Origin of the sequence: Nonomuraea sp. NPDC050540 (assembly GCF_044457485.1) — a bacterium.
Classification (GTDB): Bacteria; Actinomycetota; Actinomycetes; order Streptosporangiales; family Streptosporangiaceae; genus Nonomuraea.
Window position 1 is genome coordinate 295,232 of record NZ_JBITHA010000015.1, and the last position, 15,015, is coordinate 310,246.

19 protein-coding genes and 1 pseudogene are annotated in these 15,015 nt (G+C 67.5%); 14 read left to right on the plus strand and 6 right to left on the minus strand.

Going from position 1 to position 15,015, the window contains the following annotated elements; all coding sequences use genetic code 11:
• Positions 1-92 precede the first annotated feature (92 nt).
• Positions 93-2,786, minus strand: a complete 2,694-nt coding sequence (locus tag ACIBI5_RS40075; RefSeq protein ID WP_397254783.1) for an ATP-binding protein — start codon at positions 2,784-2,786, stop codon at positions 93-95.
• A gap of 87 nt (positions 2,787-2,873) precedes the next feature.
• Here ACIBI5_RS40075 and ACIBI5_RS40080 point away from each other — a divergent pair, with 87 nt between their 5' ends.
• Both ACIBI5_RS40080 and ACIBI5_RS40085 read left to right on the plus strand, forming a co-directional pair.
• Complete coding sequence (locus ACIBI5_RS40080) at positions 2,874-3,353, plus strand: hypothetical protein (RefSeq protein ID WP_397254785.1); 480 nt, start codon at positions 2,874-2,876, stop codon at positions 3,351-3,353.
• 28 nt (positions 3,354-3,381) lie between these two features.
• Entirely contained in the window at positions 3,382-3,645 is a 264-nt protein-coding gene (locus ACIBI5_RS40085; RefSeq protein ID WP_397254827.1) for a Scr1 family TA system antitoxin-like transcriptional regulator, read from the plus strand.
• A 90-nt stretch (positions 3,646-3,735) separates the two neighbouring features.
• Here ACIBI5_RS40085 and ACIBI5_RS40090 read toward each other — a convergent pair whose 3' ends face one another.
• The gene (locus ACIBI5_RS40090) at positions 3,736-4,065 is read right to left on the minus strand and encodes a hypothetical protein (RefSeq protein ID WP_397254787.1); all 330 of its coding nucleotides are present in this window, start codon (positions 4,063-4,065) and stop codon (positions 3,736-3,738) included.
• Positions 4,066-4,421: 356 nt separating this feature from the next.
• The gene (locus tag ACIBI5_RS40095) at positions 4,422-4,556 is read right to left on the minus strand and encodes a hypothetical protein (RefSeq protein WP_397254789.1); all 135 of its coding nucleotides are present in this window, start codon (positions 4,554-4,556) and stop codon (positions 4,422-4,424) included.
• Positions 4,557-4,650: 94 nt separating this feature from the next.
• Here ACIBI5_RS40095 and ACIBI5_RS40100 point away from each other — a divergent pair, with 94 nt between their 5' ends.
• The 5 genes from ACIBI5_RS40100 (at position 4,651) to ACIBI5_RS40120 (ending at position 8,060) form a co-directional block, all read left to right on the plus strand.
• A complete protein-coding gene (locus ACIBI5_RS40100) occupies positions 4,651-4,989 on the plus strand; it encodes a LysR family transcriptional regulator (protein ID WP_397254829.1) in 339 nt (112 codons plus the stop codon).
• Positions 4,990-5,136: 147 nt separating this feature from the next.
• Positions 5,137-5,394, plus strand: coding sequence for a hypothetical protein (locus ACIBI5_RS40105; protein WP_397254791.1), 258 nt, complete (start codon positions 5,137-5,139; stop codon positions 5,392-5,394).
• Between the two features lie 225 nt (positions 5,395-5,619).
• Positions 5,620-5,949, plus strand: coding sequence for a TetR/AcrR family transcriptional regulator C-terminal domain-containing protein (locus tag ACIBI5_RS40110; RefSeq protein ID WP_397254831.1), 330 nt, complete (start codon positions 5,620-5,622; stop codon positions 5,947-5,949).
• A gap of 361 nt (positions 5,950-6,310) precedes the next feature.
• On the plus strand, positions 6,311-6,844 hold the full coding sequence (locus ACIBI5_RS40115) for a hypothetical protein (RefSeq protein WP_397254792.1): 534 nt from the start codon (positions 6,311-6,313) through the stop codon (positions 6,842-6,844).
• A gap of 592 nt (positions 6,845-7,436) precedes the next feature.
• Complete coding sequence (locus tag ACIBI5_RS40120) at positions 7,437-8,060, plus strand: CatA-like O-acetyltransferase (RefSeq protein WP_397254833.1); 624 nt, start codon at positions 7,437-7,439, stop codon at positions 8,058-8,060.
• Between the two features lie 426 nt (positions 8,061-8,486).
• Here ACIBI5_RS40120 and ACIBI5_RS40125 read toward each other — a convergent pair whose 3' ends face one another.
• Positions 8,487-8,654 (minus strand): hypothetical protein, encoded by a 168-nt coding sequence (locus ACIBI5_RS40125; RefSeq protein ID WP_397254794.1) that lies wholly within the window; start codon positions 8,652-8,654, stop codon positions 8,487-8,489.
• Positions 8,655-8,923: 269 nt separating this feature from the next.
• On the opposite strand from ACIBI5_RS40125, the gene ACIBI5_RS40130 reads away from it, so the two are divergent.
• The 4 genes from ACIBI5_RS40130 (at position 8,924) to ACIBI5_RS40145 (ending at position 11,386) form a co-directional block, all read left to right on the plus strand.
• On the plus strand, positions 8,924-9,571 hold the full coding sequence (locus tag ACIBI5_RS40130; RefSeq protein ID WP_397254797.1) for a hypothetical protein: 648 nt from the start codon (positions 8,924-8,926) through the stop codon (positions 9,569-9,571).
• Positions 9,572-9,591: 20 nt separating this feature from the next.
• Entirely contained in the window at positions 9,592-10,341 is a 750-nt protein-coding gene (locus tag ACIBI5_RS40135; protein ID WP_397254799.1) for a hypothetical protein, read from the plus strand.
• A gap of 269 nt (positions 10,342-10,610) precedes the next feature.
• Positions 10,611-10,979, plus strand: a complete 369-nt coding sequence (locus tag ACIBI5_RS40140) for a helix-turn-helix domain-containing protein (RefSeq protein WP_397254801.1) — start codon at positions 10,611-10,613, stop codon at positions 10,977-10,979.
• Positions 10,980-11,071: 92 nt separating this feature from the next.
• A complete protein-coding gene (locus ACIBI5_RS40145; protein ID WP_397254803.1) occupies positions 11,072-11,386 on the plus strand; it encodes a hypothetical protein in 315 nt (104 codons plus the stop codon).
• Between the two features lie 642 nt (positions 11,387-12,028).
• On the opposite strand, the gene ACIBI5_RS40150 is transcribed toward ACIBI5_RS40145, so the two are convergent.
• Entirely contained in the window at positions 12,029-12,466 is a 438-nt protein-coding gene (locus ACIBI5_RS40150; RefSeq protein ID WP_397254805.1) for a hypothetical protein, read from the minus strand.
• Positions 12,467-12,565: 99 nt separating this feature from the next.
• Here ACIBI5_RS40150 and ACIBI5_RS40155 point away from each other — a divergent pair.
• Positions 12,566-12,771, plus strand: a pseudogene (locus ACIBI5_RS40155) (DDE-type integrase/transposase/recombinase); the annotation flags it as partial.
• Positions 12,772-12,911: 140 nt separating this feature from the next.
• Here ACIBI5_RS40155 and ACIBI5_RS40160 read toward each other — a convergent pair.
• On the minus strand, positions 12,912-13,499 hold the full coding sequence (locus tag ACIBI5_RS40160) for a dihydrofolate reductase family protein (RefSeq protein WP_397254807.1): 588 nt from the start codon (positions 13,497-13,499) through the stop codon (positions 12,912-12,914).
• Between the two features lie 237 nt (positions 13,500-13,736).
• Between ACIBI5_RS40160 and ACIBI5_RS40165 the strand changes: the two genes are divergently transcribed.
• Both ACIBI5_RS40165 and ACIBI5_RS40170 read left to right on the plus strand, forming a co-directional pair.
• On the plus strand, positions 13,737-14,291 hold the full coding sequence (locus tag ACIBI5_RS40165; protein ID WP_397254809.1) for a recombinase family protein: 555 nt from the start codon (positions 13,737-13,739) through the stop codon (positions 14,289-14,291).
• A 10-nt stretch (positions 14,292-14,301) separates the two neighbouring features.
• Positions 14,302-14,853, plus strand: coding sequence for a hypothetical protein (locus ACIBI5_RS40170; RefSeq protein ID WP_397254811.1), 552 nt, complete (start codon positions 14,302-14,304; stop codon positions 14,851-14,853).
• The last annotated feature ends 162 nt before the right edge of the window (positions 14,854-15,015 follow it).

The following is a 15,015-nucleotide window of genomic DNA, read 5'->3' on the forward strand; positions in this document are numbered from 1 at the left end:
ATCGTGGCTTGGTCGGCCATGCAGCACAGCGTCGCAGTCGCCGGGTGACCGCCACATGCGTGGTGACCACGTGCCCGGCACGCGAGCACCACCTACGGCAGCAGCTTCGGACCAGTGAGCAGCTCTACCGTGACCTCGTGCTCGAACCGGGCACCCATCCGTTGCCACAGTCCGGCTGACCTGGCGAGTGCGTCGGCGTCGCCCCGGAGCCGGCCGGCGGCCCGCAGCAGGGTGGCGGTGGCCCAGTCGTTGCCGGCGCTGTCGGCCTGTGCCGCGGCGAGATCGGCGTCGGCCGACGGCACGCCGGCGACCACCGCGAGCTCGACGGTGGCGGCGCGGGCGAGCACCCGGTACCAGGAGCTGGCCGGCTGTCGCCGGGCGCGCTGGGCCAACTCGGCGGCCTGGTCGAGGTCACCGAACCGCAGCGCGAGCCGGGCGTCCACCAAGGTGATCAGCGCGTCCAGCACCGGCCAGCCCATACGCACCGGGTCACCCATCGCCGCGACCCTGGCCCGCCACTGCGCGACACGCTCCCGGTCACCGCGCAGGCCATGCGCCAGCACGGCGAACGGCATCGTGAGCCACACAAAGAACGCCCGGGGCCGGCCGGCGCGTTGCCAGCCCGCCCACATGTCCTCGGCGAGCTGCACCGCGTCGTCGAGGTCGCCGGACAGGACGAGCACCGGAACGGTCTTGCCGGCCGCCAGGTACACGCTGTCGCCGGACAGCTCGGCGTCAGAGATCAGCCGCGCGGTCGACCTGGCGGCGGGCAGGTCGGCGGCGGCCACCACGGTCAGCGAGGACAGCCCGCGCGCGTCGCTGATCTCGACCGCGTGTTCCGGGTGGTGCGGGTCGAGCGGGGCGAGCAGTTCTAGCCGCTCGGCGGCGATCCGGTGCCACTCCGCGACGCGGCCGTCGTTGATCGCGGCCACGCGCACCGCGTCCAGGCTTGCGCTGATCAGCACCGGGTCACCGGTCGCGTGAGCGGCCGCGACGGCAGCCGCGGTCAGCCCTGCGTCGGGCCGCAGGGTGTCCGGGTGGGCGGTCCACACCGCGGCACAGGCGAGCCGGGCGGCGACGGCCGGATCGTCCGGATCCCCGGCCGCGGTCGCCTCGGCGAGCAGCGCGCGGCGCCGCTCGAACGGGATCTCGTCGCGGAAGGCCATCGGGAACCGGCCGGTCAGCTCGACGGCCTGCGCCAGCGCGATGGCCCGCGCGTTGTCCGCGCCCGCGTCCCCCGCCCGGTCGGCGGCGGCCAGCCGCAGCTCGAACGCTCGATCGGCGTCGTTGCCGACCTGCGCGCAGTCCGCCGCGCTGGCCAGATCCCGAGCCGCCTCGCTCGCATCCGGCGCGCACCGGGCGGCGTGGGCGTACCAGCCGGGCGCCTGCCACAGGTAACCGCGCGCGAACGTGAGCCGGCCGAGGGTGCGAGCGAGCCGGTGGGCCTCGGCGTCGGGCTGCTCGTGGCCGGTCAGCGCGGCCCGAAGATCGCCCGCCACCGCGTCGAACTCGCCATGCCAGGCCGCACCGGCCCGCCCCGCGAGAGCGACGGCCAGGTCAGTGGCCAGGTCGGCTGCCCAGCGCAGGTACCGCCGCCGCACCTCGGTGCGCTCCGGTTCGTCCGCCAGTCGCTCGGCGGCGAACGCCCGGATCGTGTCCAGCAGTCGCCAGCTGCCGTCCCGGTGCTGGACCAGGCTCTTGTCGACCAGCCGCCCCAGCACGTCGGCGGCCTCGGCCGCGCCCACCCCGATGACCGCGGCCACCGCCGGCAGGTCGAAGTCGCCGACGAACACCGACAGCCGACGAAACACCGCCCGTTCGTCCTCGGTGAGCAGGTCGTGGCTCCACCCGATCACCCCGCGCAGCGACCGGTGCCGCACCACCGAACCGCGCCCACCAGCCAAGAGCCGCAGATAGTCACCCAACCCGGTCAACAGCCCGGTAGCGCCGAGCGACGCGCTGCGTGCCGCGGCCAACTCGATCGCGAGCGGCAGGCCGTCCAGCCGCGCACACAGGTCGGCAACGGTCGCGGCGTCGCACGTGCCGGCCTGATGCGCCAGCTCCGCGCGGTCGCGGAACAACTCCTCGGCGTCCGAGCCCAACGGCAGCGGCGCGACCGGGAGAACCACCTCACCGGACAGCCCGAGCCGCTCCCGGCTGGTCGCGAGGATCGTCGCGGGGGTCGCGGCCAGGATGCGCTCGACGAACTCGGCGACCGCGTCGGGCAGGTGCTCACAGTTGTCCAGCACCAGCACCGACGGGCCACGACGCAACCGGGCCAGGACCGCCTCCTGCCCGTCCGCGTGCTCGGCCACCTCCAACACCGCCGCCACCGCATGCCCGAGCCGGCCGTCGCGCACCGGCACCAGATCCACGAACGCCGCGCCACACCGGTACTCGGCCGCCACAGCGGTCGTGACCACCTCCGCGAGCCGGGTCTTGCCGACCCCACCCGGCCCGACCAGCGTCACCAACCGACCCCGCGCCAGCGCCGCCCGCACCGCCTCGACCTCGGCCCGACGCCCGACGAAGCTGGTCCGCGAGCGCGGCAACCCGGGTACGTCGCCGGGCAAGGTAACCGTACCCACACCGCCGGCGCGCGCGGCGAGCGCCTGCCGGTCGGCGACCCCGTACTTACGCAGCAACGACGACACATGACCCTCGACCGTGCGCACCGAGATCTGCATGCGGCGGGCGATCTGAGCATTGGACAACCCCGCGCCAAGCGCCGCGAGCACCTCACTCTCACGCGCTGACACCTTCACCGCCACATCCTCACCGATCATGCCACCAGTCCGGTAGGTACCCACCACGTGACGAGCACGTGGTCGCCACGGATACCGGCCGGACACCCGCGGGTCCACGCTGAGACCGTGCACGCCCGCGATGACTTCACCCCACCGCGACCAGACCCAGCGCTGCGCCGACTCGACTTCCTGGTCGGCACCTGGTCGCTCACCGGCCGGTTCGGCTCATCCGGCGAGACCGGCGGCGAGCTGCGCGGCACCGCGACCTTCCGCTGGCTCCCCGGCGGGTTCTTCCTCGTGCACCACTGGTCACGCACCTTCCACCTCGACGGCCACCTCGTGCGAGACACCGGCTACGAGTTCTACGACTACATCCCCGAGACCGACGCCTATCGCGCCCACTTCTTCACCAACCTCGGCGGCTGCGACGAGACCGGCAACAAGTACCTCGGCCACTTCGACGGCCCCGAGCTGATCCTCATAGGACCGGTCCGCACCACAAGTTGTCCTCACCCCGACGGCACCATCAGCCAGCACACCGACCTACCGGCCGGCCCCGGCCAATGGATCCCCTGGCTGCACACACGCCTACACCGCACCGGTTAACGACCACCGGTACCACACGTGTGGCGCGATCAACCATGAGAAGCAGGCGGCCGCCCAACTGGCCCGCCAGAAGGCGCCCTGCGGCCAGGCATCACCGCCGGACCGCACTTTCGTGCTCAGCGAGGCATGCCTGCGCCAAACCATGGGCGACCCGACAAAGATGGCGGACCAGCTCAGACTCACCCTAGACCTGTCGAACCGACCGCCGCGCTGCGCGCTTCGCCGGAACGCTCTCGTGGTGTCGGTGTGCCCCAGGCATGACCCACCTCTCGACCATTGGATCAAGAGGTGAGTGAATCTGCGGGTCGGAGTGGCAGGGCGCCCGGGACTCGAACCCGGAACCTAGGGTGAGCGCGGTGGCCGACACGCTGATCTGAGGTGGTCAGCACTTCCTGAGGCCGTCGAAGCGCTGGTGGCCTCGCGCCCAGCGCCAACTGGCCCGACCGTTGGCCGCGATGGTCATGCAGGGGCTGTCCGGCCCCCAGGCGATGACCACCTTGATCCTGACCTTGTAGCGGCAGTTGTTGGCGATGGTGACGTACTTGGCCGTGCGGTGATTGAACACCCTGTAGCCGACGCACGACGGCACACCGGCCTGTCCGGCCGCGACTGACTGACCCACTGCAGCTGCCGGGTTCGCGGTCAGCGTGCTGAGGGCGAAAGTCGTGGCGGCGATGATCCCCAGGGTGGCGCCGGTCTTCTTACCGAACATGTCCATCTCCTTAGAACCGGTCGTCGATTACCCGTACGCACGCCAACCGGGCAGGCTCATGGCTGGCTGTCCGGCCACCTGCCGAGTTGAGCTGCGCCGCTTGGCTCTTGCCCGAACCGAGGACAGCCGCCGGCGCGGCCGCCCTCCCGATGAACAGCTTCAGACGCTTCCTCACCATGGACCTCCCATGTGCCTTCGGGGCAGTCCGCGCTCCACATGGCTCGCACGGCTGGAGCCTGCACCCGGAGCCCTGCCCTCGAAGACTCGGCGGGCGACGGCGTGCCGCAGGGTTAGCAGACCTGGTCGACGACGGCGTCGAAGGTACGGCCGGCGGCGCCAGCCGCATGCCCTCCTCGTCACCCCCGGCCGGTGCGCGGGTGGGTAACCCCCTCGGGCGGCGCGGACGAGCCCCGGTTGACGACCGTGACGCGGGCTCCGTGGTCGCCCAGGTTCTCGACCAGCCGCCGCCCGATGACGCAGATCTCGTTCATGGCATCAGGATGCCGACTACGTCGTCGACAGTGGTAGTGGCGATCCACTCAATCAGTCATTAGGAGAACTGTTGATCGATGTTCATGGCTGAGCATCCTCCGCAAGACGGCCAAGCACGGCAGCTTCAACCGCGCCGCCGGCGCCCTGCGCTTCACGCCGTCGGCGATCTCGCAGCAAATCGCCGCACTGGAACGCGGGCTGGAGACGTCCTGGTCCCAGCTCGTCACCCGGCGGTGGGTCAGCGCTACTGGCCAAGCGGATGCTGGACCTGCCGCGTCGTCGGCCTGCTTTCCGCCGCGTCATATTTTTCCAAGACGTGCCATCGGCCGCGCTCGGATGATCGTGTGCGAAAGCGGCGGGGAGCGGCAGAGCACTGGTCGCCGTCTCTCCGCCGACAAGCATCTCAGAACTGGAGATTCCACGTGCGAATGAGACGATCCCTGTCGCTGGTCGCGGCCCTCGCAGCGGCCATGGCCGGCCTGCATCGCAGCACCGCCGCCGGCGTCGGCCAGGCCGGCGGACTGCGCCCTGTACGCGAACATCTTCACCAACTCCAACGGCTTACAAGGCCGCGCCGAGGTGATCTGCCCGAACCGCGAGGACTACCGGGTCGAGATCTATTTACGGCGTAAAGACTGGCATGGCAACACGCCCGTCGCCTTCGCCGGAAAGGACCTCATCGAGCAGGGCCGGCAGATCCTGTCGACCTACGAGCCTTGCTCCGACGTCCAGACCGACAAGCAGTACTTCGCCCATGCCTATCTCTACGACGGCCGCTTCGGTCCGCCGATCAAGATCAGGGAGGTCACGAGCAACACCGTCTGGGGTCACTGCTAAAGGCCCGCGGCCGCACACCCAAGATCCCTGATGGGATGGATCTTGGGTGTGTTTCTCTGGTCAAGATGTGTGGCCGGAATCCGTCGGGGAGAGGACGCGGCCTCGGAGTTTCGGCTCGGACACGCGTCGAGCACGCCGAACGCCAGGCCAGTCGCCTCCAGCCGGCTTCGCCGCCCCCGGGCGCCGGGGCCCGGCCACGTCGGGGCGTCCTGATGGGCTTGGACGATCAAACGCCCTGACATGGTCGATCTGTTCCGCATCGTCATCGCCGAGATGCCACGCTTCCCCGAGCTCGCCGAAGCCCAGTTCAACCAGGGAAAGATGCCCTACTTCGAGTTCGTCCGCGGCTACCTCAAGGCCGAGCGCGCCGCCGGAACGATCGCCCTTGCCGACCCGGACCTGGCCGCCACCCAGTTCCTCGGGATGATCTCGATCTTCGTGTTCTGGCCGCGGCTGCTACTTCCGCACTGGGCGCCCGAGGAGGCGGCCATGGAGCACGTGGTGGACGAGGCAGTTCTCATGATGCAGGCCCGCTACGCAGCGGACCGGAAGTGAAAGCCGTCTCGATATCGGCGATCGTCAGGCCATGGTCAGGGATGTGACCGGGCCATGGCAGCACGCACAACTGAACCGCCAGACCTACGGTGCTGTAGTCGCTGACCGCCCCGCCAGCCGCTTAGCCGAGCCTCCGGGCCGCGGCCCGGAGCATCCAGGAACACACTCTCACGCGGCGTCAACGCGAAGTACTTCGCCAGCTCCTCGCGCCCGAATATCCGGGAACGACCTCAGAGCGCTCCAGCCGCTCATCCGACAGGAACCGCACCGACACCAGCCTGCGAGTTTCGCCGATTTGTGGTCTGGTGCACTTGATGGGGAGTGGTCATGGTTGGTGGTCTTGAGGCGCTATCGTGCGGCGATGACCGGCTCTGCGCAACTTCCGCTTCTCTTCCTGGATGTCGACGGGCCGCTTATCCCGTTCGGGGCGGCGCAGTACCCGACCTATCGGGGGTTTGCCGAACCGCGAGGGGCCGGTTCTCATCCGCTCCTGACCCGGGTCAACCCCGAGCACGGGTCCAGGCTGATGGCGCTTGCCTGCGAGTTGGTCTGGGCCACGACGTGGATGGCGGATGCGAACGAGTGCATCTGCCCGCGCATCGGCCTGCCACGGTTGCCAGTGGTGACCTGGCCGGAGCCTTCCAGCGTCGACGAGCGGGACGAGCGCGAGGGGATGCACTGGAAGACCCGGACGCTCGTCGCCTGGGCAGCGGGACGCGCTTTCGCCTGGGTCGATGACGAGATCACCAACGCCGACCGCGCCTGGGTATCGGTCAACCATCCAGGCCGGGCTCTGCTCCATCGCGTCGATGCTCGGCTGGGTCTCACCGGGGCTGACTACCTTGTCTTGGACGAGTGGTTGCGCGGGCCTCACGACAGGCTCGCGATCCCATAACTCGGTGCGCGTGGAAACGGCGGTTCCATCACGATCTGGATCGTGAAGAACGACCGTAGGGTTCAGTGTGCTGCACGAGCTCGCTGACAGGGACGTCGGTCTGCTGGATCGGCTGTTTCCGCACCTGGCTGGTCTGGTCACCGACCAGGTGGAGGACGTCGGCGGCAGCGTGAGGATCGTTGCCCGTACCGGCTCGTCGGCGGTGGCTTGCCGCGGCCGCGGGAGGACGTCTTCGCGGGTGCACGACAGATTTCGGCGTCGGCTGCAGGACGTGGCCTGCGGCGGGCGACCTTTGGAGGTTGCCGGTCGCGGACATGTGGCTGCGCCGAGTGAAGCATCGGCTCCGCTTCGGTCCACCGGATCAGTTCAAGTGAGCCAGGACATTCGCGCTTGATGGGAGCATCGCTCCATCCGCCGATTACTTGAGGGAACCAGGGTTCCTCAGAGATCAGGTGTCCACCAAACCAGGGCAAGACCAGGCGCAAATTAGCGCATGAAGTGAAGCATCATCCCAAACCGTCATAACCCATAGCCGCGCCGAGATAGCACTGGCATGATCCATCACATGGATCATGCCCCTGAACCCCTCAACATGGACACGTGGCCGCGGCAACAGCACTTCCGCCACTTCCGGCGCGTTCCCTGCACATACTCAATGACCTTCGAAATCGACGTCACCGCGTTCGCCGCCGCGCTGCGGCAATCACCGCGCAAGTCGTACATCGCGCAGGTCTGGGCGCTCGCCACGATCGTCAACCGGCACGATGAGTTCAAGATGTGCCTCACCGAGGAGGGCGCCCCGGCAGTATGGCCCGTCGTGCACCCGGCTTTCACGGTCTTCAACCCCGAACTCGAGACTTTCGCGGGCGTGTTCGCTGAATACGACCCCGATTTCGGCGCGTTCCACGATGTCGCCGCCCCGCTGCTCGCCAAGCACAGTCAGGCCGTCGAATTCGTTCCGCAAGGGTTCCGGCCCCCTAACGCCTTCGACGTCTCCAGCGTCCCGTGGGCGTCCTTCACCGCACTCAACCTCAACATCGACAATGACTGGGACCACCTGTCGCCGATCTTCACGCTCGGTCGTTACATCGAGCGAGAGGGCCGTATGCGACTTCCCATCGCGGCGCAGGTACATCACGCCGTGGCAGACGGATTCCACGTGACGCGCCTCATCAACGAGCTAGAGACCCTGGTTCAGGACACCAGCTGGCTCTGAGCTTGTCGTTCAAGTTCTGGTCTTCGTGTTCGCGGCGTTCGTGACATTCCGGGTGGTGGCTGTGTTGCCCGGTTATGTGGTGCGGCGGGGTTTGGTGCCTTTGCGGTGGCGAGCTGGGCGTTTGCAGGTCTCGCCGGTGACCGGCTGGAGAAGTCGTCGAGCGCGCAGTGCCCTGGGCAGTTCGTCGGGCAAGGGCAGCAGCGCGGTGCCGAAGAGTCAGGCGGTGGCTTCCGGGGCGGCCACCTCGGCGGCCTGGGCGTGCTCGCGCAGCATCCGGAGCACCGTGGTGGCGGTAGGTGGGCCAAGACCAGGTCCAGGATCAGGGAGCGCCCACTGTGCCCGCCCGTGGCGATGCCCTCTGCAGCACCTCGGCCGCGACAACGCCGCGAACTCCTGGACCGCTGCCTGCCCTGGAATGAACGCCATCTACGCCACGCCCTGGGCGAGCATGAACGAGTCAACAACGAGCACCGCGCCCATCAAGCCCTCGACCAGGCGGCTCCACTCCGCGCCGCCCCCGACCCGATCACCGAACCGGCGCGCATCCTCGACCTGAACATCCACCGACGCCACCGGCTCGGCGGAATCCTCCACGAATACTCACATGCAGCTTGAATTGCACGGACATAATTTTCGGCAGGCGCACTGCCCGCGAGGCTCTACGCGACGATCAAGAAGCTCACAGCCGCAGAATGACGAACTTCCGAGCGTGAAGATCATTACGGAGGCATCGAGCCAGTGCGTCCTGGGATTCCAGTGGGACGCAACGTGGCCGGAGGTTGAAGTCAAGGCTTGTTTTGCAACACGTCACAGACGAAGATCATCTTTAGGTGAAGTATCTAAAGACCAGAGAGGGATAGTGAATGCCCAAAGGCCACAAGTTAGCCATCCTCGCAGGCGCCGGCATACTGGCCATACTCCCCACCAGCTCCGCTTACGCCGACCCGTGGCCGTTCGATGGCATCCCGCCCGACAAAAGCAACCATAGCTACTGCTACACCACCAGCGTCGATGCCCAACTCAAATCCTATACTCCCGGCGCGATGAATTATCTCGCAGACGCCACCACCATTCCCGCCGTAACCCTTCACACGCCGTGTGACACACAGAACTCCAACGGGGACGGAAGCCCGGCCACTGACGTCGCATGGTTCAAGATCTGGGTGGATGGCTCCTACGGAGAAGCCCCATGCAAGATCAGAACCGCCTCCGACAACTCGATCTGCGATCAGCGCTTCGCCAAGATCAACAGCAGTACGATCAACGCAGCGCCCAACCCGCACAACCAGTTCATCAAGACGGTCTGCCATGAGCTGGGGCATACCGCGGGCCTCGACCACTACTCGCCCCTGGCCCAGTTCCCGGAATTCCCCGGTGCCTCCGGCCAACCGCAGGACTGTATGGCCAGCGGCGAAGTCAACGCCATCGCCAACCGCTACAACCCGGCCGCCTCGTGGATCTGGACCTACAACCAGCACCACATCAACGACGCCAATCCGTGGTGGTCATGACGGACGAGAGGAGAACATCCATGAAGCACTATCTCGTCCCCGCCCTGACGCTGGCCGCAGCCCTGTCTCTGACCGCCTGTAGCACCGGACCGACGCAGGCCACGCAATCAGAACGTCCTGCCGCGGCGGCCGAGCGGATCGGAACTCTCAACGTCTCGCTACTGCGCGTGTCGGAATCCGACTTCCCCGCATACGACACACCCGAGGCCCTCGCGGCGGACAGACCGATCGTCCTCGCCGGTGTGATCGACGGATGGCAACAGGGGCCCGCCACAGAGACCTATGCAGGCGGCCCTCTCGACTACCGCGTCATCCTCCGCATTCGCATCACGCAACCACTCAAGGGTGTCAAGAGCACCAGTTCCCTCGCTCCGGACATCGCCTATATCGCACTGGACCAAGGCGCCGTCATTCGCGATGACTCCCTGCCCGCCGGCCGGTGGAAGCCGGACAAGACCATCGCCGACTTCGAGAAGGCCATGCCTTCCGGCACCAGAATCCTCGCCTACCCCCGAGAACTGCCCAAGGAGGCACTGAGCGGCCCCGTCAAGCGATCCGGCGACAGGCTACCCAGAGGTGCCCGCCTGATGACCGTCCCGCCCCAGGGACTCGTCCTCGAAGACCCGGGCCTGGCGGCACAACGGGCCACCGGTCAAACGTCACTCGTCGGAGGACGCGAACCCCTCGGAGTCGGAGGTGCCGGGTGGCTCGAACCAAAGAGCATGGACGAATTGATCGCCCGTCTGCAGCAACACGGCATCGCTGAGTAGCAACCAGTCAGTCGGCTCCGGGGCTTACTCCAAGCACACGCGAAGCCCCGGGGTACGCACCTCACCGCAGGCCATTGCTGACATCACCTCCCATGAGGATGCAGGACTGAAGCCCGGCCTCACCGAGGAAATCACCTCGGCCGGAAACAGCTATGTCCGCGCTTGAACGAGTCCACGATCAAGCCAGACACCCGCTACAGAGGATGAAAGCCTGAGGTGACACGGCGTGGTTGCGTGCTCATCGGCTGGTTCGGGAGTATGCCGGTGGGATGCGTTATCCGGATGGTGGTGGTCTGACCCCGGCGGCGCGAGCCAGGCGTGAACAGATCCGCTTGGAAGCTGCCGGGCTGTTTGCCGCGGGCATGTCGCCGCCCCTGGTGGCAAAGAAGTTACGGGTCTCGCGCAAGTCGGCCTATGCCTGGCACAAGATCTGGCGAACGGCCGGGGCCGAGGCGTTGGCGTCGAAAGGACCAGGCGGGCAGCACTCCGCTGTCTCAAACGCTACATCGCCCGCGAGATCTATAAGATCATCAAGACGCCAGCCTGCACTTGACATCCATAGGGGCATCAAACTCGCCGTCCGCTTCGAGGCCACCGTCACCATCGCCGCCATCAACCAATGGCTCCGCGACTTATGAAACACGCCTTAGTGCTGTGACCGCATAGGTTCACCGGGGTGAAGTCGGATCGGTCCCCGGGTCGTCCGTGTGTCTCTGGCAGGATCTCGCACATGTTCGAAGAGAAGCTCGCCGCGCTCGCGCAGTCGATGGCCGAGCATAGGGCCGCGCCGTTCCCGCCAGGCTTTCGCGGCCTGAACATCGAAGGTGAGGAGATGGTGCTGCTGGACGCGGATGCCTACGGCTACGCCTCCGGTGCCCTTAACGGCCCGCTCAACGAACAGCACCGTGCGGGTTTGCTGGAACTCACGACGGCTCTGGAGAAGGTTCTCCCGGCAATCGACGACGCGTACGCGGCCATGTACTACACGCACGTGCGCCACATGGCCGTGCTGGCAGCCGAAATCGATACCTTGCGCGACGAGTAGACCTCTGACGGCAAAGGTCTGTCGAGGTGGTGGGATGTGCAAGGACGACTGATCCAACCGCTGGAGGCGCGGTGGCTGGGCCTACCCGTGTGCGCAGGCTGACCGACCCGGCGAACCTATGCGGTCACAGCACTAGTGAACGTCCGCCGTTGCCAAGGGCTGACCTGCGTGCTCGGGCGTTTCATGTGTCGGTGCACGCGGCTGAACTGCTGAAACGGACCTATGAAACGCCTCCGGGGGCCGGACGTGCCCGAACTGTCGGCGCTGCCGACTGCTGGGAGGCGGCAGCGATGCCGGGCTGGGCGTTGTCTGGGACGTCGACGGGCCTCGACGCTGAGGAGGGGCTGATGCCGGCTCTGCCCGACGGCCCGGCGCATCCAGACTCCGATGGCGATGTACATGCGCCGCCAGCCCCGCCCTCGCTGATCACCCAGCCTGGCCAGCGCCCGCGCCGCGTCGGCCCGCCAGTAGCTGGCCAGGATGAGAGCGGAGCCGGAAGCGGACCTTCAGCCTGGTGTGGGCGTCGAGGGCGGCCAGCGGCTCGTCCAGCAGCAGTAGGAGCGGCCCGCGCGGCGAGGCTCGGTGGCCCCTCCTGGTCCCGCCGGGCGACGTTGTGGCCCCCGTCGGGGCGGCGCCCGGGAGTCAGGCCGGGCGTCTGTTGACGGCCTGGAACCACGCCCTGCTACCCGGCAGGAACTGCAACACGATGGCTGGTACGACGAACAAGACGGTCCAGATGCCGATCAGCGACATCGCCCCCAGCACGGTCAGCGCGATTCGGGCGGCGATGTTCCCCTGCCGCATGTGCTTGCCCAGGACGATGAAGGCCACCGCGACCCCCACCAACAGGGCCGGGGCAACCAGGCCCCCGCTCAGTGCGGGCGATTGCGGGTTGAGAACGTAGTACACCGTGCTGATGGCCAGGATCCACCCGAGGCAGATCCACAGGACCGAAGCGATCGTCACCGGCCGGGGCGGAGGCGTCCAGTACGCACTCGCGTCCTGTTCGACAGGCTCGGGCTGCTGTGATGACCGGTCGTGGCCGTCGTCGGACGGCGTGGACCCGTGATCACTCGTCATGGCTGCGTACCCTACACAATGCTGCCAGGGGAGGGGTAGGGCTGACCGGTGCCGCCCGGCGGACGCAACAGCTCCGCCCACCGCGACCCGCTCCGCCCCCGCCACGGACATCCCAACCTCGGCTACGGCTACCTGCACAACGCCGTCGACGACCACTCCCGCCTGACCTACACCGAAATCCTGCCCGACGAGACCCGGGAAAGCGCGGTCGCCTTCTGGCAGCGCGCCCACGCCTACTTCACCCGCTGCGGCATCACCGTGACCCGGGTCCTGACCGACTCAACGGCTCCTGCTACCGCTCCCACCTCTGGCGCCGCGTTCCTAAACCTCTCAGGACAGAACAGCTAGTCCACGCAGGTCAGCGGTGGGTTGAAGCCGATCTGCGGAACGGGGCGCGCGGGGATTCCGGTCGAGTCTCGCGCCCCCGACCGGCCCTGAACAGAGGCTAGCGACGGACGGGATACCGCAGGTGCAGGGCACGCCGGCCCTGGATGACGATCGGGTCGTCGAGCAGCAGGTGCCCACCCTCGATCTTGGAGAAGTACGGGATGCCCTCGCCGAACAGCACCGGGACGAGGCTGACGCACACCTCGTCCACCAGGCCGAGAGCGAGTGCCTGCTGGGTCACGTTCGCGCTGGCGATCGTGACGTTCCGGTCGCCGGCGATCTGCCGCGCCCGATCGATCGCCGCCTCGACTCCGTCGACGAACGTCGTGGTCGGCCACTTCTCGGAAGCATCCGCGGGCGGGCGGTGCGTGACCACGACCACGGGTGCGCCGGCCGGGTGCTTGTCGTTCCAGCCACCGGCGATGTCGAACAGGCGGCGGCCGGCGATGAGCGCGCCGGTGTTCTCGGTCAGCTCCCGCCACGCCTGCGCACCCGCATCATCGACCTTGACCGAGATGCCCTCGTTCGGGTTCGGCACCACCACGTCTCCGGCCTCATACCAGTCGAACAGCTCTCCGACCTGGTCATCCGGTTGCGCGATGTATCCGTCCAACGACATCGTCATGTGGCTGAAGATCTTGCCCATGAGGGTCCTCCTCAGACTATTGCTCGGCCCGGTGGTTCCCGGCCTGCCTTTACAAGGGTCCTGAGGTGGACCACTTTCACGAGCAAAACTCATCGCGCCCAGTCAAACTGATCACCACCCATGAAGCGAAGCCGAGCCGCGTGGCGTCGTGCCCTCCGGCGATCAGGTCGCGCTTCATTCAGGATCGTCCGACCAACTCATCAATGTGCATCGGGGGTGCTTCATGGCTGCCCAGCATTGACCGGGCAAGTCACAGCAAGATCAACGCGCGTTCGTCTAACGAGCCTGAAGGTCATCGAGGAGAAGGCCAGCGGCAAGCTCGCCACCCGCGATCGGCCCGACCTGCCCACCGCGCTGTCCTACATCCGCGAGGGCGACCTGCTGACCGTCCAGGAGGTCGACCGGCTCGGCCGCAACCTCCTCGAAGGGCTGATCGTCCTGAACGACCTGTTCCAGCAGGGCGTCGGTGTCAAGGTCCTGGAGGGCATCGCCGCGGGCGAGCACACTGAACGCTCCTTCATCCTCGACCTGGCCCTCGCCCTGGCCGAGGACCGGCGCCGCGACATCGTCCGCAAGACCAGGAACGGCCTGGAGACCGCCCGCAAACAAGGCAAGGTCGGCGGCCGCCGACCCGTCGTCGATGACGACAAACGCGCCGCGATCCTGGAGCGCCGCCGGCGCGGGGAATCCATCCGCGCCATCGCCGCCGGGGTGAAGGTCACGGTCGGCGTCGTCCACAAGACCCTCACGGCCGCCAAGGGCGGCTCCGCTGACCCCTCGCCCACCTCCTGAGCAGCCCGACGTGGCGCTACCGAAGATCCCGCTCGACGACCCGCGCGTCCTGGCCCTGGCCAAGGCCCGCCAGCAGTTCGCCCACGACTGCGCCTTCCTCCCCACGTGGGAGGAGCTGCCCGAGGACGAACGCAAGGTCAGCCTCCCCAGCGCCCGCAACTACCTGGAGTCGGCGATCAACGCCGGGCTTGTCCCCGCCGTCGAGCTCATCGACAGCGGATGGCGCGCGAGCCTGACCAACATCAACGACGAGATCGAGCGACAGACCACCGCCATGGCCACCGCGGCCGCCGATCTCCCGCTCCTGCTCTACCGGTTCCCGCTCGGGCGGGCCAGCGCGCTGACGCATAGGGCGCTGGGCCAGGGCTGGTTCTTACCGGGACCCATGTACCGACGACATCCGCCCCACTCCCTCGTTCGCGACATCAGCCACTCCAGAAGCACCAAGCGCGTTTTTCAGACGCCTGCGTCCCAGCTCCAGGGCTCGGACGCGGCGGCTATTCCCTGGCATCACCCTATAGAGGGGAAATGGACGCTCGGCATTAAACGGAAAGCGGCCTGAGAATCCTCACGTTCGCGGGTATTTCGGCAGCTCATCCTGCGCGAGACCGTCGCATGAAGCGAAAGGGGCGAAGGTTCGGGTCCGCCGGTGTAGATGGTCCTGCCATGCCGTCTACCCCGAGCCCCGTCGTGCCGTCTACTCCACGAGGGGTGGGCTGTCGGC

Excerpts from the sequence above, each read along its gene's own strand:
- ACIBI5_RS40075 (WP_397254783.1), bottom strand. The coding sequence starts at position 2,786 with ATGATCGGTGAGGATGTGGCGGTGAAGGTGTCAGCGCGTGAGAGTGAG.
- ACIBI5_RS40090 (WP_397254787.1), bottom strand. The coding sequence starts at position 4,065 with ATGTTCGGTAAGAAGACCGGCGCCACCCTGGGGATCATCGCCGCCACG.
- ACIBI5_RS40095 (WP_397254789.1), bottom strand. The coding sequence starts at position 4,556 with ATGAACGAGATCTGCGTCATCGGGCGGCGGCTGGTCGAGAACCTGGGC.
- ACIBI5_RS40115 (WP_397254792.1), top strand. The coding sequence starts at position 6,311 with ATGACCGGCTCTGCGCAACTTCCGCTTCTCTTCCTGGATGTCGACGGG.
- ACIBI5_RS40120 (WP_397254833.1), top strand. The coding sequence starts at position 7,437 with ATGGACACGTGGCCGCGGCAACAGCACTTCCGCCACTTCCGGCGCGTT.
- ACIBI5_RS40130 (WP_397254797.1), top strand. The coding sequence starts at position 8,924 with ATGCCCAAAGGCCACAAGTTAGCCATCCTCGCAGGCGCCGGCATACTG.
- ACIBI5_RS40135 (WP_397254799.1), top strand. The coding sequence starts at position 9,592 with ATGAAGCACTATCTCGTCCCCGCCCTGACGCTGGCCGCAGCCCTGTCT.
- ACIBI5_RS40140 (WP_397254801.1), top strand. The coding sequence starts at position 10,611 with ATGCGTTATCCGGATGGTGGTGGTCTGACCCCGGCGGCGCGAGCCAGG.
- ACIBI5_RS40145 (WP_397254803.1), top strand. The coding sequence starts at position 11,072 with ATGTTCGAAGAGAAGCTCGCCGCGCTCGCGCAGTCGATGGCCGAGCAT.
- ACIBI5_RS40150 (WP_397254805.1), bottom strand. The coding sequence starts at position 12,466 with ATGACGAGTGATCACGGGTCCACGCCGTCCGACGACGGCCACGACCGG.
- ACIBI5_RS40160 (WP_397254807.1), bottom strand. The coding sequence starts at position 13,499 with ATGGGCAAGATCTTCAGCCACATGACGATGTCGTTGGACGGATACATC.